This window comes from Chryseobacterium sp. B21-037, from assembly GCF_028570785.1.
Taxonomy (GTDB): Bacteria; Bacteroidota; Bacteroidia; order Flavobacteriales; family Weeksellaceae; genus Chryseobacterium; species Chryseobacterium proteolyticum.
In genome coordinates this window covers 166231-190611 of the sequence record NZ_JALGCB010000001.1, presented here as the reverse complement: position 1 = coordinate 190611, position 24381 = coordinate 166231, and the positions used below count along the sequence as shown (strand labels likewise).

22 protein-coding genes are annotated in these 24381 nt (G+C 37.5%); 13 read left to right on the top strand and 9 right to left on the bottom strand.

Annotated features, from left to right (window positions below; all coding sequences use genetic code 11):
* Positions 1-265: 265 nt before the first annotated feature.
* The 4 genes from MTQ00_RS00860 to MTQ00_RS00845 are packed head-to-tail and all read left to right on the top strand — an operon-like array spanning position 266 to position 6628.
* Entirely contained in the window at positions 266-1903 is a 1638-nt protein-coding gene (locus tag MTQ00_RS00860) for a BspA family leucine-rich repeat surface protein (protein ID WP_273647361.1), read from the top strand.
* Positions 1904-1911: 8 nt separating this feature from the next.
* A complete protein-coding gene (locus tag MTQ00_RS00855; protein WP_273647360.1) occupies positions 1912-3294 on the top strand; it encodes a BspA family leucine-rich repeat surface protein in 1383 nt (460 codons plus the stop codon).
* Between the two features lie 5 nt (positions 3295-3299).
* A complete protein-coding gene (locus MTQ00_RS00850) occupies positions 3300-5051 on the top strand; it encodes a BspA family leucine-rich repeat surface protein (protein ID WP_273647359.1) in 1752 nt (583 codons plus the stop codon).
* Between the two features lie 17 nt (positions 5052-5068).
* Positions 5069-6628, top strand: a complete 1560-nt coding sequence (locus MTQ00_RS00845) for a BspA family leucine-rich repeat surface protein (protein ID WP_273647358.1) — start codon at positions 5069-5071, stop codon at positions 6626-6628.
* 49 nt (positions 6629-6677) lie between these two features.
* On the opposite strand, the gene purE is transcribed toward MTQ00_RS00845, so the two are convergent.
* The gene (gene purE, locus MTQ00_RS00840; RefSeq protein ID WP_273647357.1) at positions 6678-7181 is read right to left on the bottom strand and encodes a 5-(carboxyamino)imidazole ribonucleotide mutase; all 504 of its coding nucleotides are present in this window, start codon (positions 7179-7181) and stop codon (positions 6678-6680) included.
* Positions 7182-7376: 195 nt separating this feature from the next.
* On the opposite strand from purE, the gene MTQ00_RS00835 reads away from it, so the two are divergent.
* From MTQ00_RS00835 to MTQ00_RS00820, 4 genes are all read left to right on the top strand, one after another.
* Positions 7377-8282, top strand: a complete 906-nt coding sequence (locus MTQ00_RS00835) for a DMT family transporter (RefSeq protein WP_273647356.1) — start codon at positions 7377-7379, stop codon at positions 8280-8282.
* A 169-nt stretch (positions 8283-8451) separates the two neighbouring features.
* Positions 8452-9018 carry a hypothetical protein gene (locus tag MTQ00_RS00830; protein WP_273647355.1) on the top strand — a complete coding sequence of 189 codons (567 nt, stop codon included), beginning with the start codon at positions 8452-8454 and terminating at the stop codon, positions 9016-9018.
* Positions 9019-9027: 9 nt separating this feature from the next.
* Positions 9028-11151, top strand: coding sequence for a cation:proton antiporter (locus MTQ00_RS00825; RefSeq protein ID WP_172277226.1), 2124 nt, complete (start codon positions 9028-9030; stop codon positions 11149-11151).
* 163 nt (positions 11152-11314) lie between these two features.
* Complete coding sequence (locus tag MTQ00_RS00820; RefSeq protein WP_273647354.1) at positions 11315-11947, top strand: HdeD family acid-resistance protein; 633 nt, start codon at positions 11315-11317, stop codon at positions 11945-11947.
* A gap of 44 nt (positions 11948-11991) precedes the next feature.
* On the opposite strand, the gene MTQ00_RS00815 is transcribed toward MTQ00_RS00820, so the two are convergent.
* Together MTQ00_RS00815 and MTQ00_RS00810 are read right to left on the bottom strand one after the other, a co-directional pair.
* Positions 11992-13101: a 5-(carboxyamino)imidazole ribonucleotide synthase gene (locus MTQ00_RS00815; RefSeq protein WP_273647353.1), complete on the bottom strand. Its 1110-nt coding sequence runs from the start codon at positions 13099-13101 to the stop codon at positions 11992-11994.
* Positions 13102-13320: 219 nt separating this feature from the next.
* Positions 13321-13869, bottom strand: coding sequence for a DUF1543 domain-containing protein (locus MTQ00_RS00810; RefSeq protein WP_172277217.1), 549 nt, complete (start codon positions 13867-13869; stop codon positions 13321-13323).
* An 87-nt stretch (positions 13870-13956) separates the two neighbouring features.
* Here MTQ00_RS00810 and MTQ00_RS00805 point away from each other — a divergent pair, with 87 nt between their 5' ends.
* Positions 13957-14787 (top strand): sulfite exporter TauE/SafE family protein, encoded by an 831-nt coding sequence (locus MTQ00_RS00805; protein WP_172277214.1) that lies wholly within the window; start codon positions 13957-13959, stop codon positions 14785-14787.
* Complete coding sequence (locus MTQ00_RS00800) at positions 14784-15167, top strand: DUF1634 domain-containing protein (protein ID WP_172277211.1); 384 nt, start codon at positions 14784-14786, stop codon at positions 15165-15167. The genes MTQ00_RS00805 and MTQ00_RS00800 overlap by 4 nt, the downstream gene beginning before the upstream one ends.
* A gap of 6 nt (positions 15168-15173) precedes the next feature.
* Here the strand turns inward: MTQ00_RS00800 and gloA2 are convergent, their stop codons facing one another.
* Together gloA2 and MTQ00_RS00790 are read right to left on the bottom strand one after the other, a co-directional pair.
* Entirely contained in the window at positions 15174-15551 is a 378-nt protein-coding gene (gene gloA2, locus MTQ00_RS00795) for an SMU1112c/YaeR family gloxylase I-like metalloprotein (protein WP_273647352.1), read from the bottom strand.
* Between the two features lie 6 nt (positions 15552-15557).
* The gene (locus MTQ00_RS00790; protein ID WP_273647351.1) at positions 15558-16004 is read right to left on the bottom strand and encodes a nuclear transport factor 2 family protein; all 447 of its coding nucleotides are present in this window, start codon (positions 16002-16004) and stop codon (positions 15558-15560) included.
* 86 nt (positions 16005-16090) lie between these two features.
* Between MTQ00_RS00790 and MTQ00_RS00785 the strand changes: the two genes are divergently transcribed.
* Positions 16091-17218 carry an endonuclease/exonuclease/phosphatase family protein gene (locus MTQ00_RS00785; protein WP_273647350.1) on the top strand — a complete coding sequence of 376 codons (1128 nt, stop codon included), beginning with the start codon at positions 16091-16093 and terminating at the stop codon, positions 17216-17218.
* A 94-nt stretch (positions 17219-17312) separates the two neighbouring features.
* Here the strand turns inward: MTQ00_RS00785 and MTQ00_RS00780 are convergent, their stop codons facing one another.
* Together MTQ00_RS00780 and MTQ00_RS00775 are read right to left on the bottom strand one after the other, a co-directional pair.
* Positions 17313-18089, bottom strand: coding sequence for a zinc ribbon domain-containing protein (locus tag MTQ00_RS00780; RefSeq protein WP_172277199.1), 777 nt, complete (start codon positions 18087-18089; stop codon positions 17313-17315).
* Between the two features lie 2 nt (positions 18090-18091).
* Positions 18092-19189 carry a Nif3-like dinuclear metal center hexameric protein gene (locus tag MTQ00_RS00775; protein ID WP_273647349.1) on the bottom strand — a complete coding sequence of 366 codons (1098 nt, stop codon included), beginning with the start codon at positions 19187-19189 and terminating at the stop codon, positions 18092-18094.
* Between the two features lie 61 nt (positions 19190-19250).
* Between MTQ00_RS00775 and MTQ00_RS00770 the strand changes: the two genes are divergently transcribed.
* Together MTQ00_RS00770 and MTQ00_RS00765 are read left to right on the top strand one after the other, a co-directional pair.
* Entirely contained in the window at positions 19251-20078 is an 828-nt protein-coding gene (locus MTQ00_RS00770; RefSeq protein WP_172277193.1) for an ion transporter, read from the top strand.
* A 43-nt stretch (positions 20079-20121) separates the two neighbouring features.
* Entirely contained in the window at positions 20122-20280 is a 159-nt protein-coding gene (locus tag MTQ00_RS00765; RefSeq protein WP_172277190.1) for a hypothetical protein, read from the top strand.
* A 41-nt stretch (positions 20281-20321) separates the two neighbouring features.
* Here MTQ00_RS00765 and MTQ00_RS00760 read toward each other — a convergent pair whose 3' ends face one another.
* The gene (locus MTQ00_RS00760) at positions 20322-22298 is read right to left on the bottom strand and encodes a T9SS type A sorting domain-containing protein (RefSeq protein ID WP_273647348.1); all 1977 of its coding nucleotides are present in this window, start codon (positions 22296-22298) and stop codon (positions 20322-20324) included.
* A gap of 111 nt (positions 22299-22409) precedes the next feature.
* The gene (locus MTQ00_RS00755) at positions 22410-24368 is read right to left on the bottom strand and encodes a T9SS type A sorting domain-containing protein (protein WP_273647347.1); all 1959 of its coding nucleotides are present in this window, start codon (positions 24366-24368) and stop codon (positions 22410-22412) included.
* Positions 24369-24381: the final 13 nt, after the last annotated feature.

The window sequence follows — 24381 nt, the reverse complement described above, 5'->3', positions numbered from 1 at the left end:
GCTATCCGCTCATACTCCTCGCCCCCAACTTTACCCCCTTCCCTGCTCCGGGGTAACCGCTTCTATCGGGGCTAGGAACAGTCCAAAAAACACCTGGAAAACAGGCTTCCGGAATAAAAGCCTTTAATCTTCAAAAATTCAAATTATTTATTATTTTAGCTTTTATAGGTAATAAAAAATTAAAATAAATCAAATACTGCAATAAACTATTCAAAAATTTTGTGATTTTATTATTTTCATTATCTTTATTTCACAAAATCTTGATATGTATAAAAAATTTTTACCCCTTATTTTATTTATTAATTTTTTTCACATCCTGAACGCCCAAAATGAATTTATCACCATCTGGAAACCTAATACTCCAGCAATCATTCCACAGATGGATGTTATTGTTCCTTATCCGGCAGGCAATAACCAGATATGGTTCCCGGGAATCGGAGAAAATTATACGATAACCTGGGAAGAGATAGGTTTTCCCCAGCACAATGGAGTCATGAACAATGTGACTTCTACACAACAGGTCTTTATCGATTTTGGAACATCATTAAATCCTAATACCACTGATGCTGCTTATCGGATAAAAGTAAGCAATGGAAACGGAGTTTTTAAGCAGATCCGGTTTGGTGATCCTGAAATCCTAAATGTCCCTACTGCTTACATGGCTATTCTCTGGCACAACGTAGGCAGCATTGATAAAATTACCGAAGTTTCCCAATGGGGAAATATCAACTGGATTTCTATGGAGAATGCCTTTAGTAATTGCAGGGCGCTTCAACTTACCGCTACAGACACACCTAACCTTTCAGGTGTAACAGATGCTTCATTCATGTTTTATGGAAATTCAGCTTTTACAGGACACCCGTCTATGACGGCATGGAATACATCCCAAATAAAAAAATTTACATACATGTTTGGCCACACTTCCCCTACTCCGGCTACCGCAGCAGTTGATCTGTTCAATCTCAACATCGGTTCATGGGATATGTCTTCGGCACAAGACATCAGCTATATGTTTTTCCACAGAAGATCATTTAATCAAAATATAAACAACTGGGATACTTCGAACGTAACCACAATGGCCCATACATTTGAAAATTGTTACACATTCAATCAGCCATTGAATAACTGGAATACTTCAAAGGTCACCAATATGGCGTATTTATTTCATTTTATCCCCGATTTTAACCAGCCTATCGGTAATTGGGACACGTCCAATGTTACTAATTTCAGCCACATGTTCCACAACTGTACTTCTTTTAATCAACCACTAGACAACTGGAACACGGCTAAAGGAACTACCATGGAGATGCTATTTACAGGTGCCTCTGCCTTCAATCAACCTGTAGGAAGCTGGAATACAGGGTTGGTGGGAACAATGCTTTTCACTTTTCGTGATGCAACAAGCTTTGACCAATCTTTAGAAAACTGGAACCTGGCTTCCCTGACTATTGGAGACCAGATGCTGACGAATTCCGGATTAAAATGCGAAAATTACAGCAGAACCATCGCAGGATGGGCCAATAACCCAAATACGGCGAATAACATCAACCTGATTTCTACTGCACCATTAATGTATTCTTCGGATGTAGTACCAGAAAGAAATGTACTTATCAATAAAGGTTGGGTATTTAATGGTGATACTCAGGGAGAGTGCAGATTAGGAATTTCTGAAATACCTCTCAATAATCTTTCCATTTATCCCAATCCTGCCAGCGACTTTATTTATATCAAAAATATAAAAGGTTCCGGAAGTTACAGGATAACTGACATGGCAGGCAGAATGATCCTTCAGGGACTTTTAAATAATGAAAAAATCGATGTAAGTTCTTTAATAAAGGGAAATTATCTATTACAAATTACTTCCGCGGATAAGGTCCAATCTTTAAAATTCATCAAAAAATAACGATCCATATGATAAAAAAACTAATCCTATTCCTTCTCTTCAGCTTTTTCTTTCAATCCGGAAAGGCACAAAATGAATTCATTACCATATGGAAACCTGGTAATACCAGTACCAATATAGCAGGAGTTTCACTTTCAACGTCCAATCAAATATGGTTTCCCGGCAAAGGCAACCAATTCAATGTTTATTGGGAAGAAATAGGGTATCCTCAGCACAATGGAATTTTACAAAACGTTACGGCTTTAAAACAATTTTTAATAGACTTTGGCGATCCTCAAAACCCCACTCCTGCTAACGCAACCTATAAAGTGAAAATTAGTAATGGTAATGGTACCTTTCAGGCAATCCGGTTTCCTGAGGGTGTTTATGTATCTACCACACTATGGCCCGTATTTTTAGAATATAATGGTGACAAAGAAAAAATTCTGGAAGTTTCACAATGGGGAAATATTATCTGGGAAAATATGGAATGGGCATTCAGCGAATGCATCCATATGAATGTTACTGCAACAGATGCACCTGACCTGTCTCAAATAACAAGTACTTATGGCTTATTTTACAATTGTACCTCACTCACAGGAACACCGGCATTTGACACCTGGAATACCTCGGGTATTACCAATATGAGCCACATGTTTGCCGGAGCCACAAATTTTAACCAACCTGTCGGAAGCTGGAATACGGCCAACGTAACCAATATGAACTGGCTGTTTCATTATCTTGATTTTTTCAATCAGCCTATCGGAAACTGGAATACTTCAAAGGTAACTACTATGATCCATATGCTACACGAATGCTATGCCTTTAACCAGGATCTTTCTTCCTGGGACACCTCAAAAGTAACAGATATGAGGGCAATACTTGGCAAAACAACGAACTTTAACCATAGTCTTGGAAACTGGAATCTGAATTCTTTAGTGCTCGCTTCAGGGATGCTTACCGGTTCCGGACTAAGCTGTGAAAAATATAATAACACTCTCATGGGTTGGGCAAATAATCCGGCAACTCCCAACAATCTGATAATCGGAGATGTTTCTCCAATGGCTTACTCATCTCAGCCCGCACTCAATGCAAGAAATAATCTTATCAATACAAAAGGATGGACCATAACTGGTGATTACTACAATACTGAATGTATAAGTTTATCAACATCCGAAGTTCTTTCTCAAAATGAAATCCGTATTTATCCAAATCCGGCAGCGGATTACATTTATATTAAGAATGTAAAAGGTTTTAATACTTATAAAATTTTTGATATGAGTGGAAGAATAATACTTCAGGACCTCTTAAACAATGAAAAAATCAATATCAGTTCTTTAATTAAAGGAAATTACATTTTACAAATCATTACAAAAGATAAGGTCCAATCTTTAAAATTCATCAAAAACTAATTCTCATGCTAAAAAAAACAATCCTGTTCTTTCTCTTTATTCTTTTCTTTCAGTCAGGAAAAGCTCAAAATGAATTTATCACCGTCTGGAAACCAAGCCTTCCCCGTTATACAACACAGTATTCCGGAATAGCTGTTGCTTCTACAGATACACAGATCTGGCTTCCTGCTGTAGGAACCGATTTTCAGGTATACTGGGAGGAAATAGGTTTCCCTGCACACCATGCCACATTAACCAATATCAACTCTACTTACCAGGTATTGATCGACTTTGGAACCCCTTTAAACCCTAATCCCTCAGACGCAACTTATCGTTTAAAAATAACTAATGGCATCGGTAATTTTCATAGGATCCGGTTTTCCAACTGGGATATGTTTAATGGTGATGGCCTGATAGGTGATGTGCATAAAATAGTAAGATTGGAACAATGGGGAAACATCCACTGGTCTTCTATGGGACAGGCATTTCAGGGTTGCAGAGACTTCGATGTAACTGCCACAGACACTCCAGATCTGTCAGCCGTTACAGATATGTCCAATATGTTCTTAGGTAATTATAGTTTGATAGGAAATCCCTCTTTCAATAATTGGAACACCTCCCATGTAACCACTTTGCTAAGTACATTTGCAGGTTGTTTTCTTTTCAATCAGCCTGTTGGAAACTGGGACACTTCAAACGTTACCATGATGGGAGTAACATTCAACGCAGCTCTGGTATTCAACCAACCTCTGGCCAATTGGAACACATCTAAAGTAGACCATATGACCGCCATGTTCAGTGGCGCCAAGGAGTTCAATCAACCGATCGGAAACTGGGACCTTTCCAATACTATCGATTGCGAATTTATGTTTTCCGGTGCTAAAAAATTCAACCAGCCTATTGGTAACTGGAATACTTCCAAAGTAATTGAAATGGACCGTATGTTCAACCAGGCACAGGATTTCAATCAGGATATCAGCAATTGGGATACTTCGAGTGCCACCATTATGGAGGGCATGTTTGCTGGAGCTTCCAGTTTTAACCAAAACATCGGAAACTGGAACATAAGCAATGTAGTCTATATCAACGATATGTTCAATGGGGCTACCAGCTTCAATCAGGATATTGGGAACTGGGATGTAAGCAAAGCAGTCTGGATGCACAATATGTTTAAAGATGCAAAGAATTTTAATCAGAATATCGGAAACTGGAATGTAGGACTTGTCACCAACATGAACAATATGTTCAATGGAGCAACTCATTTCAATCAAAATCTTGGACAATGGAACATCAGCTCTCTTACCTCAGCCATAAACATGCTACAAAACTCAGGACTGAATTGTCAAAACTATGATAATACCCTTTACGGCTGGAACCTGAAGCCCACAACCCCTAACAATATCAACCTTGCAAATACTTCACCATTGGTTTATTCCAACCCGCTTGCTGTCAATGCCAGAAATAATCTTATCAATAATAAAGGATGGACGATCAGCGGAGATACTTACAACGGAGAATGCCAGTCTGTTTTATCCACATCAAATGCGTTACCTCTCAACGAGATCAGTATCTATCCTAATCCCGCAACGGACTTTATCTACATCAGAAATATGAAAGATTCCGGTAATTATAGAATAATGGATATGGCAGGAAGAATAATACTTCAGGGCATGATAAATAATCAAAAAATAGACGTCAGCTCTTTAATCAAAGGAAACTATATCCTTCAGATCATTTCGAAAGACATGGCACGATCACTTAAATTTATTAAGAAATAATATCATAATCCATCCGTATGTATAAAAAAATTATCCTCCTGGGTTTATTCTTATTCTTAGGGCAAATGATAAAAGCACAAAATGAATTTATTACGATCTGGCAACCCAACAGGCCCGACACAATGCCTCTTATTGATGTAAATGCTCCTTATGCCGCCTCCACTAATCAGATATGGTTTCCGGGAATCGGTGAGAATTACACAATAAGCTGGGAAGAAGTAAACTATCCTCAGCATAACGGGGTTATGAATAATGTTACCTCTACGAAGCAGGTATTGATTGACTTTGGAACTTCATTAAATCCTGATACGGCAAGTGCTTCTTATCGTGTAAAAGTAAGCAACGGAAATGGCATATTTAAACAGATACGATTTGGAGAATGCCAGATCATTTATGTAGCAGACTCATATATTCTCATGTGGGATATATTCGGAAATTCTGATAAAATAACTGAAATAGAAAATTGGGGAAATATTCAATGGACCTCTATGAATACTGCATTTGCGCACTGCAGATTGCTTCAGCTCACGGCTACCGACAGTCCAAACCTCACTAATGTAACGGATGCTTCATTCATGTTTTATAATGCCCATGATTTTTTAGGGGCAAGTTCAATGCAAAACTGGAATACCTCAACTATAAAGGATTTTAAATTTATGTTTGCAAGGATGGGAGATTATGTGCAGGCAATAGATCAGTTTAATTCCCCTTATTTGAGTACCTGGAATATGTCATCAGCTAAAAATCTGAATAATATGTTTTCCGGAAGAAAGGTATTTAATCAACCCTTAAATAATTGGAACACTTCGAATGTGGAAGATATGGGCTGGATGTTTGCTCTTTGCCTGAATTTTAATCAGCGTTTAGACAGCTGGGATACTTCTAAAGTAAAAGATATGTCTTTTATGTTCCATTTTATTCCTGTTTTCAATCAAGACATTGGTGGATGGAATACTTCCTCCGTAACCAATATGGCTCATATGTTTCACGGCTGTACTGTTTTCAATCAACCTCTTAACTGGGCAACTTCCCAGGTTACTCATATGGGATTTATGTTAACAAGCGCCACAAACTTTAACCGGTCTTTAGGCAACTGGAACCTCAGCTCATTAACCGATGCTACCAATATGCTTACAGGTTCAGGATTAAATTGCGATAATTACAGCAAAACCCTTTCCGGATGGGCAGATAATCCTGTTACTCCTGATAATATTCCTCTTGTTTCAGTAACGCCTTTACAATATGCTTCCAATGCTGCTTCTAAAAGAAACATTCTTATTGGTAAGGGCTGGAATATAACAGGAGATACAGTAGGAAACTGTTTGTTGTCAACTTCAGAAATCCACACCAACAGCCAAAGCTTATCTATATATCCTAACCCCGCAGAAGATAACCTGCATATAATGCATGCCCACGAGCTCAAAAGTTATAAAATTCTGGATGCCAGCGGAAGATTGGTACAACAGGATGCTCTGAATACTGATATGATTAATATAAGCTCACTGACAAAAGGAAATTATATACTACAGATTACAACGAAGAATAAAACAGAATCGTTTAAGCTGATCAAAAAGTAAAATAAAAGCCTCACTTGTAATAAAGTGAGGCTTTTTATAACGCGTATTTTTATTTATCGTACTGGTTGGGGTGCTGAGCTTTAATATCGTCAACAGTTCCTAGTACTTTATCTTTTAAAGAATCCTGATATTTCTGTAGTTTTTCCGCCACCTGCTCATTTCCGCTTCCTAAAATTTTAGCCGCAAGGATTCCCGCATTTAAAGCTCCGTTCAATGCTACAGTTGCTACAGGGATTCCGCCCGGCATCTGAAGGATGGATAGTACAGAATCCCACCCGTCAATAGAATTACTGGATAAAATAGGAACTCCGATTACAGGTAAAGTAGTACAGCTAGCCACCATTCCTGGTAGATGGGCAGCTCCCCCGGCCCCTGCAATGATAACTTTCAAACCTCTTTCTTTTGCTGTTTTGGCATAATCAAACATTCTTTCGGGCGTTCTGTGAGCAGATACCACAGTAAGCTCGTAAGGGATTTCGAGAGTTTTCAAAAAGCCTGCAGCTTGTTCCATAATTGGTAAGTCACTTTGACTTCCCATGATAATTCCTACCATCTTCAATTTTATTAGATTTTCAAAGATAAAAATTAAAATCTGTTTTCTAAAATTGAACTATCTATAAATCCCTGGATAATCTGATCTGAAAAAATTTTAACCCTGAATATATCAACTGATTACAAACAACATGCAAAATCACGTTTTATAATTATACTTAAATAAGATATATTTGTATACCATTTCACTAATATTTTGAAAGATTATAAACTTACACTTGCTGTTCTTACTGTAGCTATTGTCTGGGGAACGACTTTTTTATCGATTCGGGTGGCAGTACAAACGATTCCAGCCTGGTTTGTCGCGGGAATAAGACAATCTCTTGCAGCATTAATTATGCTCCTTGTCCTTTTATACAGAAAAGAATTACGATGGATCGGATGGAAAAACCTGAAATACCAGATTGTTTTTTCGTCACTTATGCTGATCATTGCCAATGGAATGACCACTGTTGCTGAAGAAACGGTAACAAGCAGTGTGACCTCTCTGATAAGCGCCTGCTCTCCTATTCTGGTTTTTATGGGCAGTGTGGCTGTGGGAATACAAAAATTCAGCCTCAGGGCTGTCGTAGGAATTCTGATGTCTTTCGGTGGTATTGTTTTTATCTTTTGGGACGGTATAAAAGATCTGGCCAATCCGGATTATGCCATGGGAATTGTTTTTCTTCTTATCGCGATTGCAGGCTGGGCATCAGGTACCATTTTCACAAAAAAACTAAACATTCAAAGTGGAAATATATCGTTGAATCTCTTATATCAGTTTGCCTTTGCAGGAATTATCCAGATTATTTTTGCCTTCTTATTTTCTGACGATTATAACTTCGAAAACTGGAGTTTCAAAAGTATTTCAGCCATGTTTTACCTTTCCATCTTCGGCTCTGTTGCAGCCTTCTTTGCCTATCATTATGCTTTGACAAAGGTTTCACCGGTTCAGGTTTCTATTCTGGCCTATATCAATACCATTATTTCTATCTTTTTAAGCTGGCTGATCCTTGATGAAAGTATTTCTGTTAAATTTATTGTGGCAGCAATATTAATTATTCTGGGAGTGTTCATAATTAACTACAACCCAGCCATGTTTAAAAAACAAAGAATTCAATAAACACGGGACACCTATCTCAACCCCTGATTATCGGTACATTAAGGAACTTTCATATTATGATTGCTTCCTATTTTCATTATTCATCCAACAGAATATATCTCTATTTATCCACTTTCACATCTCTTTTTTTATTTTTTTTCCCTATCTTGTTTAGATCAATTTCTATGATATGCTAAAAAACACTCTGCTGATTTTATTTATTGTCCCATTGCTTCTTCTAAGTTGTGATAATCGCCAAAAGGAAAAAGACCTGCTGGAAAGAGAGCAGCAGCTTTTGGAAAAAGAAAAGCTATTTGCCCACAAAGAATCTGAATATCAAGCCTTAATTAAAATGCGTGACAGCATCTTTACCCGAAAGGACTCTGCCAAAGTAATGACATGGCCGGAAGAAATTTCCGGAGATTGGAACGGCAAAGTGATCTGCACGGAATCCAATTGTAATGATTATGTTGTTGGAGATCAGCGAACAGATACCTGGGAATTCGACAGTGATTCCACTCAATTGGTGGCTAAAATCATCAACAATAACAATCTTATCAGGTTGTATTCCGGAAAGTTTGAAAACAATGAGATCAAACTGAATTTCAAAACAGATTCTGCTGCCAAAAAGAAAGTAGAAATGAATATTCTTCTCAATGATATTTCCGACACTAAGATAAGAGGAACAAGAACTGTAATAACAGATAATAATTGTACTGCAAAATTTTCTGTAGAATTAACGCGTTCGTCCAAATAAAACACATTTATGATTTTACTGAGCATACACAACCTGAGCTTCCCTATTGAAGATCCTGTATTAAAATTTTTATTGGTCCTGGTCATTATTCTGGCAGCTCCATTACTTCTGAATAAAATTAAAGTTCCCCATCTGTTAGGCCTTATTATCGCAGGTGCAGTAATCGGACCCAATGGATTCAATCTGTTGGCGAGAGATAGCAGTATTGTAGTTACGGGAACTACAGGACTTCTTTATATTATGTTTCTCGCAGGACTGGAAATTGATATGGGTGATTTTAAGAAAAACAAATGGAAGAGCCTCGGATATGGAGCTTATGCATTTATTTTTCCTTTTATACTCGGATTTGTCGGAGCGTATTATTTATTGGGATTTTCGGTACTGACTTCCGTCTTATTCGCCAGTTTGTTCTCGTCTCAAACCCTTATCACTTATCCTTTAATCAGTAAACTTGGAATTGCAAAAAACCGGGCTGTAAATATTACCGTAGGCGGAACAATGATCACCGATATTGCCACATTATTGGTACTTGCTGTGGTTGTAGGTATGGTCCAGGGAGACGTGGGAACTTCTTTCTGGGTAAAGTTATCCGTATCTGTTATACTTTTTAGCCTGATCGTTCTATTGTTATTCCCTATTATTGGACGATGGTTTTTCAAAAAAGTAAATGATAAAATATCCCAGTACATTTTTGTATTGGTGATGATTTATCTGGCGGCACTATTGGCAGAATTAGCCGGCATTGAAGCCATCATCGGGGCATTCTTTGCCGGGCTTGCATTAAACAGACTGATTCCTCATACATCTTCCCTCATGAACAGGGTGGAATTTGTAGGGAATGCGATATTTATCCCTTTCTTCTTGATCAGTGTGGGAATGCTGATCGATTTTACCGTATTCTTCAAAAGTTTTGAAACCCTTAAAGTTGCAGCGATCATGTTGGTCGCATCAATCGGTGGTAAATATATTTCAGCCGTGATCACCCAAAAGACATTCAGGTTTACAAAAGAAGAAGGTAAACTGATCTTTGGTTTAAGTTCAGCTTCTGCAGCTGCTACATTAGCTACAGTAATGGTAGGATACAACATCATTGTTTCCGAAACGGAAACAGGAGAACCTGTAAGATTACTGAATGAACATGTATTGAACGGAAGTATATTACTTATCCTTATTTCATGTACCATTTCTTCATTTGTATCTATGGCCAGTGCACAGAAAATCGCAGAAACGGATAATGAAGATACGGTATCCGGAAACAGCCATGAGGAGGAAAGCCTGCTATTAGCCATCAATCATCAGGAAACTGTAGAGCGAATGGTCAATCTGGGTATTCTGATTAAGGCACATTCCAATACTGAAGACTTTTTTGCATTGAACGTCATCAATGAAGATAAAAATGAGTCTTCTGTAAAAAATGCCGAAAAATTACTCCACCAGGCTACAGATGCCGCAGCATCGGCCGATGTCAAATTGCAACCTCTGAAAAGATATGATAATGATGTTGTAAACGGCGTTAATAATGTGATCAAAGAGCAGGAAATAACGGATCTTATTATCGGCCTTGAAGATGAAAAAGGTTTTTCTCCTTCCTTCGTTTACAATCTTTATAATGGCTACCTTCAGAATGATCACGTGAACGTACTGGTATACCATGCTGCCCAGCCTGTTTCTACAATAAAAAAATATGCAGTGATGATTCCTGAAAATTCAGATAAAGAAGCCGGCTTTTTTCATGCTCTTTTAAGGGTATGGAATATTGCCCGGAATTCAGGAGCAACCATGATATTTTATGCTCCTGAAAGTATTATTGATCTTTTACAAAGGATCATCAAAAAAGCCAATATAGAAGCTGAATTTATCATTATGAATACCTGGCATGACGGTGAAAAAACAGCTGCGGGACTAAAAGAGGATGAAGCCCTTATTGTGTTTATGGCTAAAAGAGGAATGGTATCCTATATTCCTCAAATGAGGCTCATGCCGGAACTTCTCAACAAAAATCTAAAAGAAAACAATTATCTTCTGATCTATCCTTTTTCAGAATATGACAAAAACAGTCCTGAAAAAAGATCATTCGGAAATCACAGGGATTTCATCGAAATCGGAAATGTTATCCAGAAAATTTTCAAGTAACAACCACTATCAATAGAATAAATTCAATCAATTCAACTATTTATTAGTTGTTTGTTTTCAGTAAATTAGACCTTAAAACAGAATTCAATTATTTAAAATGGAAATATAAAAACGGACTCGCCGAACACCGTATTTCAAAGTAGGCAACAAAATACTTTTAATTATGCCAAATCTATTAAAATCATTCAGAAACTCTGTAAAGCACTGGTATATCCCGCTTATACTAGGAATCCTTTTTATTGGATGTGGAGTATATGTATTTTCATCTCCCCTTGAAACCTATCTGACATTATCTCTTCTTTTTAGTGTCTCTTTTATCGTCTCGGGGATCTTCGATATCTTTTTCTCGATCAATAACGCGAAAGTATTAAATGGATGGGGCTTATATCTGGTAACGGGACTACTTTCCTTTATTATGGGAGTCTATCTGGTTTCTTATCCTCAGATTTCAATGACCATTCTACCCTTTATTGTAGGATTTACAGTGATGTTCCGTTCTTTCCAATTACTGGGTATCTCATTTGATTTGAAAGACGCCCATGTACTAAGATGGGGTAATCTTGCCATATTCAGTATCCTCGGAATTATCCTGTCGTTTATGCTTTTGGCTAATCCTATATTTTCAGGAATGTCCCTTGTAGTCCTTACCGGTTTATCATTTATTTTCGTAGGAGTAGCTTCTGTCATCTTAGCCTTTGATCTGAAGAAAATAAAGGACTATCCTTCAAAACTGGGTAATGAGCTCAAGGATAAAATAGAAAATCTTCATAATGAACTCAATGATAAAATGAGATAAAAAAATAAGAAAGACTGCTTTTCAGCAGTCTTTCTCTCAATATTTTAAGCTATTACTCTTACCATAGCCTTTACTTTGATGAGCTTTTCCATCAGTTCTTCTTTGGAGTCAGCCAGCACATTAATGTGCCCCATTTTCCTTCCCGGTTTAGTTTCGGTTTTTCCATATAAGTGAACATAAGTTTTAGGCAATTTCAGGACTTCTTCCATTCCTTCATAAATTACTTTTCCTGAATATCCTTCTGCTCCTACAAGGTTAAGCATTCCACTATAACCTAAACTTTCCGTATCCGCTAATGGAAGGTTCTTAACGACACGGTACATTTGCTCAAATTGTGAATTCGCGTTTCCTTCCTGGCTTTGGTGCCCTGAGTTATGAAGTCTCGGCGCAGTCTCATTTACCCATACTTTTCCAGCCTTATCCAAAAACAGTTCTATGGCAAAAAGCCCGGGAGAGTTTATTGCGTTCAGAAACTTTTCCGTAATTACATCAATTTGCTTTTGGGTGTCTTCGTGTAAAAAAACCGGACAAATATTAAAATCTAATAAATTTAACTTAGGATCAGCCACCATTTCTGTAACCGGAAAAGTCTTCGTTTCCCCTTTTTCATTTCTTGCAACAATCACAGACAATTCTTTATCGATATCAACAAGCTTTTCGATCACAGAAGGCTCCTTCCATAAATTTTGAAGATCTTCTTCATTTTTAATTACCTGAACACCTTTTCCATCATATCCGCCTGTATTCATCTTTTGTACAAAAGGAAGTGTCATTGTAATTTTTTCATCACTATTCCAGACAGCCTGAAATTCAGGGCTCGGGATATCATGAGCCTTATAGAATTCCTTCTGAAGAATCTTCTGCTGAATGGTTTTAATGATTGCAGAATTCGGAACAACTTTGATCCCCTGGTTTTCAAGTTCTGATAGGGCATCGGCATTTACATGCTCGATCTCTATTGTTACAACATCTTTATTTTTTCCAAAGTTCAGGACTGTTTTATAGTCATTGAAATTTCCCTGTGTAAAATTTGAAATAGTACTGCAGGGAGCATCAGAGGCAGGATCCAGCGTATAAAATTCATCATCATATTTCAATGCGCTCTGTATCAGCATTCTTCCCAGCTGACCACCTCCTAAAATTCCTATTTTCATTCTATATTTTTATTAGATATATTTTCAATTGAGACCATCCGGATCATAGGCAAATATCAAACGTTTTTCAACATTACAATACAACACCAGATCATTGATCCAAGACTTTGCAAAGATAAAAATTTTATAGCCGATTACCTAAATTTTCGTATCTCCGATCCTTGCCGTACTTAACGTGTTACGCCGGCTTAAAAGCCGGCGTAAGTGATTATGGGAAGTTTATACTTTATCTATTTTAAGATATCCTAGACCTATTGGGTTTTCCTGATTTTCCGCATCAGATTTTTCTAAAACAATGGTGTATTTCTCTTTCATTTTTTGAGGAAGGATATCATTAACGTTAAAAATATCATCGATATCCACACCGTGCTTATCGTCAACATGGCTTACAGCTCCTTCGAATCCCATTGTTTTGTAAAATTCCGTTTCCTTCACTCTCTTTATGATTTCGCCCATGGATGTTCCAACCATCAGATGTTGCTCATGGAATTCTTCAAAATATCCCCTCTTATAGCCTCCTAAATTAATAAAGAATAGTTGGTTTTCAGAAACCTGATCTGTTTTCTCAACAATTTTCACTTCATATCCATCTGCAAATCTTACCTCCTGATGGCAGTCCAGGTGGATTTTACCATCAGCCTCTTTCCAGAAGTCTTTCATATCCGGAACCAGATCCTTTAAACTTTCTGCAATTCCAAAAAACACATCGTGCTGTTCGATATTCCTGCCTGGAGGAGTGGCACCTAGGATCACGTAGAATAATTTCATTTTCATTTTTTTAGTCATACAAAAATACGTCAAATTTATCTTTTTGAAAGTTTGGCAGAAAACTGCAATAGTTTTATATTTGTATTCATGTCAGAAATCATTATTCTCTTCCTTGGAGCAATCTCAGCAGGCCTATTGGGCTCACTTACAGGTTTAGGAGGAGGAGTTATCATTATCCCTTTATTGACGCTTGGTTTTGGCGTCCCTATGCATTACGCAATCGGAGCTTCCTTAATATCTGTGGTGGGTACATCTTCCGGTGCCGCCGTAGCTTTTGTTAAAGAAGGATTTACCAATATGAGAATCGGAATGTTTCTGGAAATAGCAACTACAGCAGGTGCTATTGCCGGAGCTCTTGTTTCCGGAATTCTGAACCCAAATACCATCGGGATTATTTTTGCCAGTATTCTTCTCCTTACCGTAATTTTAAATCTTAAAGGAAAACCCGACCACCAGGAACCCCTGATCAAGGGAAGTTTAGAAGATAAACTTAAATTGTACGGAACCTTTCCGGATAAAGGAGTCATTAAAAAATATTCTGCGCGAAACACCATTCCTGGATTCTTTATGATGATGTTTGCCGGAGCAATGTCTGGTCTTTTAGGAATCGGTTCAGGTGCATTGAAAGTATTGGCAATGGATAATATGATGAAGTTGCCTTTTAAAGTTTCTACAACCACGAGTAATTTTATGATCGGTGTTACGGCTGTCGCAAGTTCCTTGATCTATTTTCAAAGAGGAGAAATTATCCCGGTAATTGTAGCTCCTGTTTTGGTAGGGGTTGTGGTAGGAAGCTTCATTGGGTCTAAAACATTGATGGTTTCAAAAACTAAAAAACTGAAGGTATTTTTTGCTATTGTAATTACAATCCTTTCAATCTATATGATGTATAACGGTATAAATCAAAGTTTCCGATGAGAAAAAATTTCACAGACGTTGATTTGAACCGCTCCGTAGGAAATCTCCTGAGACTTGGAGTGATTTTGTCCGTAGCTATATCCATTATTGGCTTTGTAAAACTGTTTCTGGAAGGTTTTAAAATGCCCAAAAACTATTCCTTACTGGAGACCGGTTCTTCGTCGGAAAAAGTATGGGGCCAGTTTTGGGAATCTCTCTGCAAAGGTGAAGGAATGGCCATCATTCAACTGGGAATCTTGGTTCTTATTTTCACTCCTTTAATGCGAATTGTTTTTGCATTAATAGGATACCTGAAAGAAAAAGATTACATCTATGTGATCATATCCTCAATTGTTTTAGCCATTATGGCAATCAGCTTTTTTACGGGATACGCACATTAAGCCTATTTACATTTCATAAAACTCCAAAGGAAGCCTATCCGGATCTTGTGTAAAGAAAAACTCTTTACCGGTAAATTCGTCGATCCTTATCTCCTCACATTCCAGTCCCTTTTCCATAAGTTCCTGCCGCTTTGCGCCAACATTTTCAACGGAAAATGCAAGATGCCTTAATCCGCACGCTTCGGGACGGGAAGGCCTTGCGGGAGGATCAGGGAATGAAAAAAGTTCTATCACATAATGATCTCCGATAGCAAGGTCCAGCTTATAAGATTGCCTTTCTTCACGGTATACTTCACGGATCACATTCAAACCTAAAATCTCTGTGTAAAACTTTTTAGAAACTTGATAATTGGAGCCTATAATGGCGATATGGTGAATTTTCATTGTATATTATTTCTTATTCTCGCAATTTTCCTTTCTTCTTGTATCAATGATGTACTGAATTTTCCAGCTGTTATTCTGCTTAACGAGCTGAAAGCTGTTCGCTCCGCAATGTGAAAACTTTCCCTGGTAATAAAACTGATAGGGAGTGAAAACGCTCGCCATATTGCCGTCTACAAGTACAGATGCTATGGTAATCCTTTCATCCAGATCGCCTTTAGCGGCTTTGGAAACAGCAGATATAAAACCAGGTATATCATCTGTTTTCACTACTCCTTCTTTTGTAATAGTCTGTAGAATGGCCGTTTCAGTAAATGCCGACTTTACCAGTTCCGAATCTGCATTCTTCATACCTGCGAACAAATCCCTGATAGGTTTCTCAATGTCCGGGTTCTGGAGTTGCTGTCCAAAGCAGAATGTACTTAAAAAGCATACAACTGCGAAAATTTTATTCATAGTATTGATTCAAAATATAACAGAATAAAAGTAAGAAAAATCTGACTCAAACTTCATTTATTTCACACTAAAAAAGATGATTTCATTTGAATTCTTGTAAAAAAGGATTATTTTTAGCCATCTATTTTTATAACATGTGGAGTGCTTATTTGATCTTAACCGGCCTGCTGGTTCTATTGACATTATTACCTAAAATTCAAAACCAGCATTGGATATTTCGGGTTCCTGAGTTTGGAAAAATTCAAATCACGTACTTTATTGTGCTTACCTTCCTCTTAGGATTTTTCTTTAGATCAGCCGAATATTTCTGGTATTTCCAGGGCACTCTTTTTATCTTATTTGTACATCATGGGGTAATTCTTGTAAAGTATACTCCTCTCTACAGAGTAAGGAAACATCAGAGGGGCAAGCGGTCCTCTCAAAAATTACATTTCATTTCTGCCAATGTCTATCAGTTCAATACGGAATATGACAAGTTTATCGGTCTTATCAACCGAAACAAGCCGGAAATGTTCCTTACCATGGAAAGCAATGGAGTTTGGGAAAATGCATTAAGAGCTTTAGAAAAAGACTACCCCTATCATCATAAGGTAACCTTGGAAAATACTTATGGGATGCATTTTTATTCTAAAATTCAGATCAAAAATTCCACTACACATTATTTTGTAGCTGAAGATATTCCAAGCATTGAAATCCATTTAGAGACAGAAGACGGCTTCTCTTTTGTTTTTTTCGGGGTTCATCCACCGCCTCCCAGCCCAACGGAAGAAGCGACATCAAAGGAGCGGGACGGCGATCTCCTGAGCATTGCAAAACGCGTGAAAGATATCACTGAACCTGTACTTGTCGTTGGTGATTTTAATAATGTTGCCTGGTCAAGGTCTTCTATACTGTTCAGAAAAACAAGCCACCTTATTGATCCGAGAATCGGACGTGCCTTTGTTCCAACCTTCCACGCCAGATACCAATTACTGAGATTCCCTATCGATTTAATGTTTCATAGTGAAGACATCTTTATTAAAGAACTTAAGACCCTAGACAATTTTGGCTCGGACCACCTACCGGTATATTGCGAATTCTTTATCGATCATCATAATACGGGTCAGGAAGAAAGAATAGAAGTTGCTGACGCCGAAGAAAAAGCTGAGGCTGAAGAAATGATCATCGAGGGGAAAAAAGAAGATGGTGACCGGGATGCTGTTGTTACAGAATAATATGTTTATCTATAGCAAGCGCATTCTTCGATTAAATAGAATAAAAAAAACTGTTTCATTTCTGAAACAGCTTTTATATCAAAGTAAACGATGATTAAAATTTAATCACAGATTTCATTTTTTCGTTTTCTTCCATTACCAATTCATCATCAACAAGGATTTTTCCTGAATGTTCATCGATAATGATTTTCTTTCTCTGAGCGATTTCCATCTGTTTTTGTGGAGGAATTGTAAAGAAAGATCCTTTCGGAGCACCTCTTTCTAAACCTACCACAGCTAATCCGTTGATAGAGTTCGTTCTGATTCTGTTGTAAGAAGCTAGTAATCTTTCATCAATCTTACCTGCAAATTCTTTAGACTGCTCAATTAAATAATCTTCCTCTTTCTGAGTTTCAGAAACTAAACCTTCCAATTCTTCTTTTTTGAATTTAAGGTGGTTTTTAAGATCGTTAATTTTTGAATTCAGTTCTTCCAGAGTCTCATTTTTATGAGTGATCTTGATCCCAAATTCTTTAATTCTTTTTTCCGCAAGTTGGATTTCAAGATCTTGGAATTCAATCTCCTTACCTAAAGCTTCAAACTCTTTATTGTTTCTTACGTTATCTTGTTGAGATTTGTATTTCTCAATTAGAGTTTTCGCATGGTTAATTACTTCATGCTTTGTTTTGATCTGATCTTCCTGATCCTTAATTTCTGCATGAAATTTTTCAGCTCTTTTTTCAAGCCCTTCTATCTCGATTTCAAGATCTTCAACCTCAATTGGCAATTCTCCTCTTGTATTTCGGATTTCATCCAATCTTGAATCTATGATTTGTAAATCGTATAAAGCTCTTAATTTCTCTTCAACTGAAATATCGTTGGTTTTTGCCATATCTAAAGGAAATAATTTACTGGGTTTGTTTTTTCGTTGGATTTTGAGATTGCAAATGTACTAAATTTTTGTGACAAAATTTCAAATAATTGTTTTACAACCCATTGTTCTGATTCATAATGTCCTATATCACAAATCAGCATTTTAGATTCTGCTAAAAAAAAATCGTGGTATTTAACGTCTCCGGTCAGGTAGGCATCACATTTTTTAGATAATGCGGATTTTATTCCACTCGCTCCTGAGCCTCCTAAAACACCCACTCTTTTAATCTTTTTATTAGTAAGCCCTGAATGTCTGATCATTTCAAGATTAAATTTCTCCTTAACAAAACGTAAAAAGTCCTCCTCATTCATTGCTTCTTCAAACTCTCCATACATTCCCAATCCTGAATACTGGTTTTCATTGTCCAGACTATAGATCTGGTAGGCTACTTCCTCATATGGATGTGAAGATTTCATAGCAGAAATAATCTGATTTTGTTTATAGCCTTCAAAAATTACAGAAATCATATTTTCATCTGCATTTTCCCTGATATTCTGCTTTCCTGAAAATGGATTCGAGCCCTCAATTGGTCTGAAAGTTCCATTGCCATTAATACTGAAACTGCACTCATCATAGAAACCAATATTTCCTGCCCCGGCAGAGAAAAGAGATTCTTTTACTTTTTCAGCATGGTCTTTGGGAACAAATACGGTAAGTTGTTTCAGATTATCTTTCTTCGGCTGAAGGATTTTCATTTCTTTTAATCCCAACTGGTTGCATATTCCTGCATTAACCCCAAAAAAATCATTATCAAACGCAGTATGAATTGCATAGATCGCAACCTTATTCTCGATGGCTTTTAAAACAGCCCTTTCAACATAGTTTTTCCCGGTAAGAGATTTTAACCCTGAAAAAATAATCGGATGAAAACATACGATCAGATTTAATTTCTTTTGAATAGCTTCTTCTACAACATTCTCTAAAGCATCGTGACATACTAAAATACCACTCACCTCCCGTTCCGGAACCCCGCACAACAACCCTACATTATCAAAGTCTTCTGCCTGTTGTAAGGGAATACGTTTTTCTATTTCCGAAATTACTTCTCTTATTGTCATTTATTATGTATGTTTGCTACGAAAATAGGGATAATTTCTTAAATTAGAAAAAACTCAAAGTATGGAAAAAGAACACAATCTTGTCCCGGAGGATACATTATGGAAAAGATTTCTTTATCGTGTTATTTACCGTTCCGATACCAGATTGGGAAAGCTTTTCGATATTATATTGTTGGCATTAATCCTTGTCAGCACACTTATCATTATGATGGAAAGTGTTCCGAAGCTGGACCAAAGATTCCATCTTACATTTATTGTTTTTGAATGGATCATTTCTTTATTTTTTTCCGCAGAATACCTGCTGCGTATTATGGTCGTAAAAAATAAGAAAAATTATATCTTCAGCTTCTTTGGAATTATAGATTTTCTTGCCCTGGTTCCTTTCTACCTCAGTTTTTTCTTTCCGGTAACCAAATATTTCCTGATATTCAGAATGTTGAGAATGTTAAGGGTGTTTAGAATTTTCAATTTACTGGATTTTATGAATGACGGATATCTCATTGTACGGGCATTGAAAAACAGTTCAAGAAAGATCTATATTTTCCTGTTGTTCCTTATCATTTTTTCGGTGATTGTAGGTTCTTTGATGTTTATGGTGGAAGGAGGAAGAACCGGTTTTGAAACCATTCCCCAATCTATTTACTGGGCTGTGGTTACAGTAACTACAGTAGGTTACGGAGATGTTTCACCCATTACACCTATGGGAAAATTTTTTGCAGTTATACTGATGCTTGCCGGCTACTCTATTATTGCTGTACCCACCGGTATTGTAACGGCAGAGATGAGGAATAAAAGACAAAACCTGGAAAAGATCTGCGAACGTTGCGGAAATGAAGATATTGATGATGATGCGAGGTATTGCAAACAGTGTGGCAAGAAATTAGCTTGATATCATTTATCAAATTAATCTATTAACCCAATACCACAAAATCATGGAACCAAAAAAGAAAAACAAGCCCAATAGTTTAGTTATTATTCTTTTTGCTTTAGTTGCATTAATGATCATTATTTATTTTATACTAGCTATGTTCTTCCCTACTGTTTTTGAACATATGAGTACAGGTGATATACAACCTGTTCCTAATAAATAAAAAAGGTGGCTGATGCCACCTTTTTTGTTGAATATAAATTCTTATTTCTTAATTACTTTGGTCGTCTTTTTAGAGCCGTCCTTCATTTCAAGAGTAACCAGATACAATCCTGATTTCAGATCCTCCAAATGAATTACCGTATCTGGGCTTACGATCATTTTAACCAATCTTCCTGAAACATCTGATACAGAAATAGATTTAACGTTATCAATATCTGCAATGTTCAGAACATCAGTAAACGGATTCGGATAAATTCCACTGGCTTTTTTAATTAAAGCAGGAGTTGAAATACCTGAAGCATGTCTATCTGAACTCTCTTTATTGATATTGATCGTAAACGCTCCTTCGAGCTCATCTGTATACTCGCTATAATATCCTACATTCACATAATAAACAGTTCCGGATATAGTTGGAACAGACAATGTTTCAGTCTCTCCATCTGCCATATTATCTACAGTATCCACACATACTAAACTGCCGCATGTTCCACTGAAAACACCAATCTGAGGATCGAAATCACTTCCTGAAGGCATACTCACGGTAATATTAACTGTTTCTCCGTCACCAACAAATGTGAACCATGTTCCATCATTCATTCCACTTTCACAAGCGGTGATAAATCCTCCGTTATTTGTTGCACCACCTCCGTCAGTCTGCACATAAGTATAAGGGAAAGAAGATGCCAGCAGAGCTCCTGAACATTCGTCATTAGCCGGTGCCGGTGGAATACTTCCGACACAGATGTCAAAGCTTTGATTGCTTCCTGTTCCATAGTAGCTGTAAACTCTGATGTAATAAGTTTGTCCTATAGTTAGCCCGGAAACAACAGCTGACGTAGGATCCGAACAAAGAATGCTGGATAAAGTACCACAAGATCCGCTAAATACCTGGAAGTAAATATCATCATCTTCTTCTGTACCGATAGAAGTTATATTCAGAAGAGAGATTTTCTGGCTTGTTCCTGTCGCTACAAATTTAAACCACACGTCATCATCAGGATTACCATAGCAAGGAGCAGCAGCAATTCCTGAAGCCGTAGCTCCTAGTGTATAACCTGATGTTATTGTTCCACAATTGAGATCAGGATTCACCGTTAAGGTTACTGCTCCTATACAGTTATCATTCAGAGGAACCGGAGGGGCTGTTTTAAATTTCACTTCAGCGCATCCTGAAGATTCACCGGCCGCTGATACAGAAACCACCCGTAAATAATAAGTAGTATTTACACTTAATAAGGTAGGAACAGCAAAACTAGCAGCACTTACAGATTGTTGATTGATGATTTGTGTTCCACCAGGAGTTGTACCTATGGAAACTTTATATCCTGTAGCTCCTGCAACCGGGTTCCAGAGAATGGTAGGTAACAATGGAATAAACACGGCGTTATTTGTCGGATAAGTTACTGACGGACAAACGGGAACAGGTTTTGGTGTTAATCCGTTGATTGTAATGGCCGATTTAAAGGAAGCCTGATGCCCTACAGGAGGATAAACAGGATTCGGATCGGTCCCATCATTTCTGAAATAAAGAGTAGAATTAGGAGCTGAAGGATACACATGCATAATCTCGTCCCCATTATCATCATAATCGGCTGAATTTTCATCAACAGCAACCACAAGGTTATCTGTATTATTATAATGAAAAGGTGTCGCAAAAGTGATGTTGATAACTCCATTTACATTAGTAACTGTTCCGGCATACACCTGAGTCAGTCCGGAAACAGGGATCCAATCGGATTCGGTGTCGAAACTGGATTTTGTGGTAAGCCCTAAATAGACCACCCAATCTGAAGAATTAACCATTGACATCGACGGATTACTATAAAATGTAAGCCCTGTTATATTCCCTGCCGCGTCAGCATTAATTTCCTGTTTTGAGAAAATCTGCTGCACATAGGAATATCCATAGTATGTACTGATCGGAGCTGGTCCTACATCAGTACTCCCTGAGCCCAAATTGATTTGAGCATTCAACACCATGCCTAAAAACAATAAGCATGAAAGTAAAATTTTTTTCATAAATATAATGTTTGGTATTAGACCACTAATTTACCAATAATACAGCAAGCATCGAAGAAAAATGACAGCTAAAATTTAGCTGTCATCAATATTTATGGATAAAATCGGATTCTATTTTTTAATTGCTTTGATCGTTTGTTTAGATCCGTCTTTCATTGTTAATGTGACCAGATATAGACCTGATTGAATATCAGCCAGATGAATAACCGGACCAAGATTATCAATTGTTTTTATCCATCTTCCGGAAATATCAGTAACCGTAACGGATTTTACATTAGCAATGTCAGAAATATTCAAAATATCTGAGAAAGGATTCGGATAAACACTGATTACTTTCTTATTTCCTGCTACTTCAGAGGTTCCAAGATTATTTTTTGCTATATTAATCGTGAAAGTTCCTTCCATGTTATCCGTGAATCCACTATAATTACCCACATTTACATAATATGTAGTACCAGGCTGAGTAGGTATTGATAGAGTTTCTGTTCCTCCGGAGCCATTATTATCTACTGTATCAACACATGCAAGGCTTCCACATGTTCCACTGTAAACACCGATCTGAGGATCAAAATCACTACCTGCAGGCATTGTAACAGTAATATCAAATGTTGCACCATCACCGGTAAATGTAAACCAGGTACCATCATTCATACTATCGGAACATACAGTTACAAATCCGCCATTATTTGTTGCACCACCTCCGTCAGATTGTACATAAGTATAAGGGAAGGCTGACGCCGTCAACGCTCCGGAACAATCATCATTGGCTGGTGGCGGTGGCATTGTACCTACGCAGATATCAAAACTTTGATTGGATCCTGTATCGAAATAACTGTAAACCCTCACATAATAGGTATCTCCAACAGTAAGTCCGGTTAAAACTGATGATGTATCATCGGAACATAGAATGCTCGACAATGTACCACAGGCACCGCTAAACACCTGGAAATAGGTATCATCATCATTGGTAGTTCCTACAGAAACCACATTCAGGAGTGATATTTTATGCGTTGTAGCAGTAGCAACAAATTTAAACCATACATCATCATCAGGATCGCCATAACATGGATCAGGAATTAAGCCTGAATCTGTTGCTCCCAAAGTATATCCTGCGGTTACAGCACCACAATTAAGATCCGGATTTACTGTTAAAGTAATCGCTCCCGCACAATCGTCATTCGATGGAGCTGGCGGAGAAGTCTTAAATGTAATTTCTGTACATCCTGAAGATTCACCGGCCGCTGATACTGAAACTACCCGTAGATAATAATTGGTATTAGCACTTAAAGGTGCAGCTGGAGTAAAGCTATTGGTCGCTACAGATTGTTGATTCACCACATCAGTTCCTCCCGGAGTTGTTCCTATAGAAACCTTATAACTTGTCGCTCCCGATGTATTATTCCAGTTGATGGTAGGTGATAATGGGATGAAGGTTGAATTATTTGAAGGATATGTTATGACAGGACAGGCAGCAATTGGATTTGCCGTTAATCCCAGAAATGTAATTACCGATTTATAATCTGCCAAATCTCCTGCCGGAGGTGAAGCCGGATCAGGATTGTTGCTGTCATTTTTATAAAACAAAGTAGAATTTGCGGCACCGGAATAAACATACATTGCCTCATCATTATTATCATATCCCGGCGAATTTTCTTCTGCAGCTACGACTAGATTATCCGTATTGTTATAAGGAAATGGTGTTGTAAAAGTAACTTCCACCACTCCGTTAGCATTGGTAATTGTTCCTGCATATACCTGAGTCAGCTGAGAAACCGGTATCCAGTCTGTATCTGAAGTAAATCCTGATTTTGAGGTATGCCCGAGATATACCACCCAGTCGGATGAATTTGCCAAAGACATCGAAGGATCCAGGTAGAACTTAAGTCCCGTAATGTTTCCTGCTGCATTTGCATTGATTTCCTGCTTAGGGTAAATCTGCTGAACATAGGAATATCCGTAATAGCTACTGATCGGAGCTGTACCAACGTCAGTGCTTCCAGCGCCCAAATCAATCTGGGCGTTTAGTGCCATGCTTACAATCAAGAAACATGAGAGTAAAAATTTTGCCATAAAATAACAGTTT

Excerpts from the sequence above, each read along its gene's own strand:
- MTQ00_RS00860 (WP_273647361.1), top strand. The coding sequence starts at position 266 with ATGTATAAAAAATTTTTACCCCTTATTTTATTTATTAATTTTTTTCAC.
- MTQ00_RS00855 (WP_273647360.1), top strand. The coding sequence starts at position 1,912 with ATGATAAAAAAACTAATCCTATTCCTTCTCTTCAGCTTTTTCTTTCAA.
- MTQ00_RS00850 (WP_273647359.1), top strand. The coding sequence starts at position 3,300 with ATGCTAAAAAAAACAATCCTGTTCTTTCTCTTTATTCTTTTCTTTCAG.
- MTQ00_RS00845 (WP_273647358.1), top strand. The coding sequence starts at position 5,069 with ATGTATAAAAAAATTATCCTCCTGGGTTTATTCTTATTCTTAGGGCAA.
- purE (WP_273647357.1), bottom strand. The coding sequence starts at position 7,181 with ATGGTAGGAATTATCATGGGAAGTCAAAGTGACTTACCAATTATGGAA.
- MTQ00_RS00830 (WP_273647355.1), top strand. The coding sequence starts at position 8,452 with ATGCTAAAAAACACTCTGCTGATTTTATTTATTGTCCCATTGCTTCTT.
- MTQ00_RS00825 (WP_172277226.1), top strand. The coding sequence starts at position 9,028 with ATGATTTTACTGAGCATACACAACCTGAGCTTCCCTATTGAAGATCCT.
- MTQ00_RS00820 (WP_273647354.1), top strand. The coding sequence starts at position 11,315 with ATGCCAAATCTATTAAAATCATTCAGAAACTCTGTAAAGCACTGGTAT.
- MTQ00_RS00815 (WP_273647353.1), bottom strand. The coding sequence starts at position 13,101 with ATGAAAATAGGAATTTTAGGAGGTGGTCAGCTGGGAAGAATGCTGATA.
- MTQ00_RS00810 (WP_172277217.1), bottom strand. The coding sequence starts at position 13,869 with ATGAAATTATTCTACGTGATCCTAGGTGCCACTCCTCCAGGCAGGAAT.
- MTQ00_RS00805 (WP_172277214.1), top strand. The coding sequence starts at position 13,957 with ATGTCAGAAATCATTATTCTCTTCCTTGGAGCAATCTCAGCAGGCCTA.
- MTQ00_RS00800 (WP_172277211.1), top strand. The coding sequence starts at position 14,784 with ATGAGAAAAAATTTCACAGACGTTGATTTGAACCGCTCCGTAGGAAAT.
- gloA2 (WP_273647352.1), bottom strand. The coding sequence starts at position 15,551 with ATGAAAATTCACCATATCGCCATTATAGGCTCCAATTATCAAGTTTCT.
- MTQ00_RS00790 (WP_273647351.1), bottom strand. The coding sequence starts at position 16,004 with ATGAATAAAATTTTCGCAGTTGTATGCTTTTTAAGTACATTCTGCTTT.
- MTQ00_RS00780 (WP_172277199.1), bottom strand. The coding sequence starts at position 18,089 with ATGGCAAAAACCAACGATATTTCAGTTGAAGAGAAATTAAGAGCTTTA.
- MTQ00_RS00775 (WP_273647349.1), bottom strand. The coding sequence starts at position 19,189 with ATGACAATAAGAGAAGTAATTTCGGAAATAGAAAAACGTATTCCCTTA.
- MTQ00_RS00770 (WP_172277193.1), top strand. The coding sequence starts at position 19,251 with ATGGAAAAAGAACACAATCTTGTCCCGGAGGATACATTATGGAAAAGA.
- MTQ00_RS00765 (WP_172277190.1), top strand. The coding sequence starts at position 20,122 with ATGGAACCAAAAAAGAAAAACAAGCCCAATAGTTTAGTTATTATTCTT.
- MTQ00_RS00760 (WP_273647348.1), bottom strand. The coding sequence starts at position 22,298 with ATGAAAAAAATTTTACTTTCATGCTTATTGTTTTTAGGCATGGTGTTG.
- MTQ00_RS00755 (WP_273647347.1), bottom strand. The coding sequence starts at position 24,368 with ATGGCAAAATTTTTACTCTCATGTTTCTTGATTGTAAGCATGGCACTA.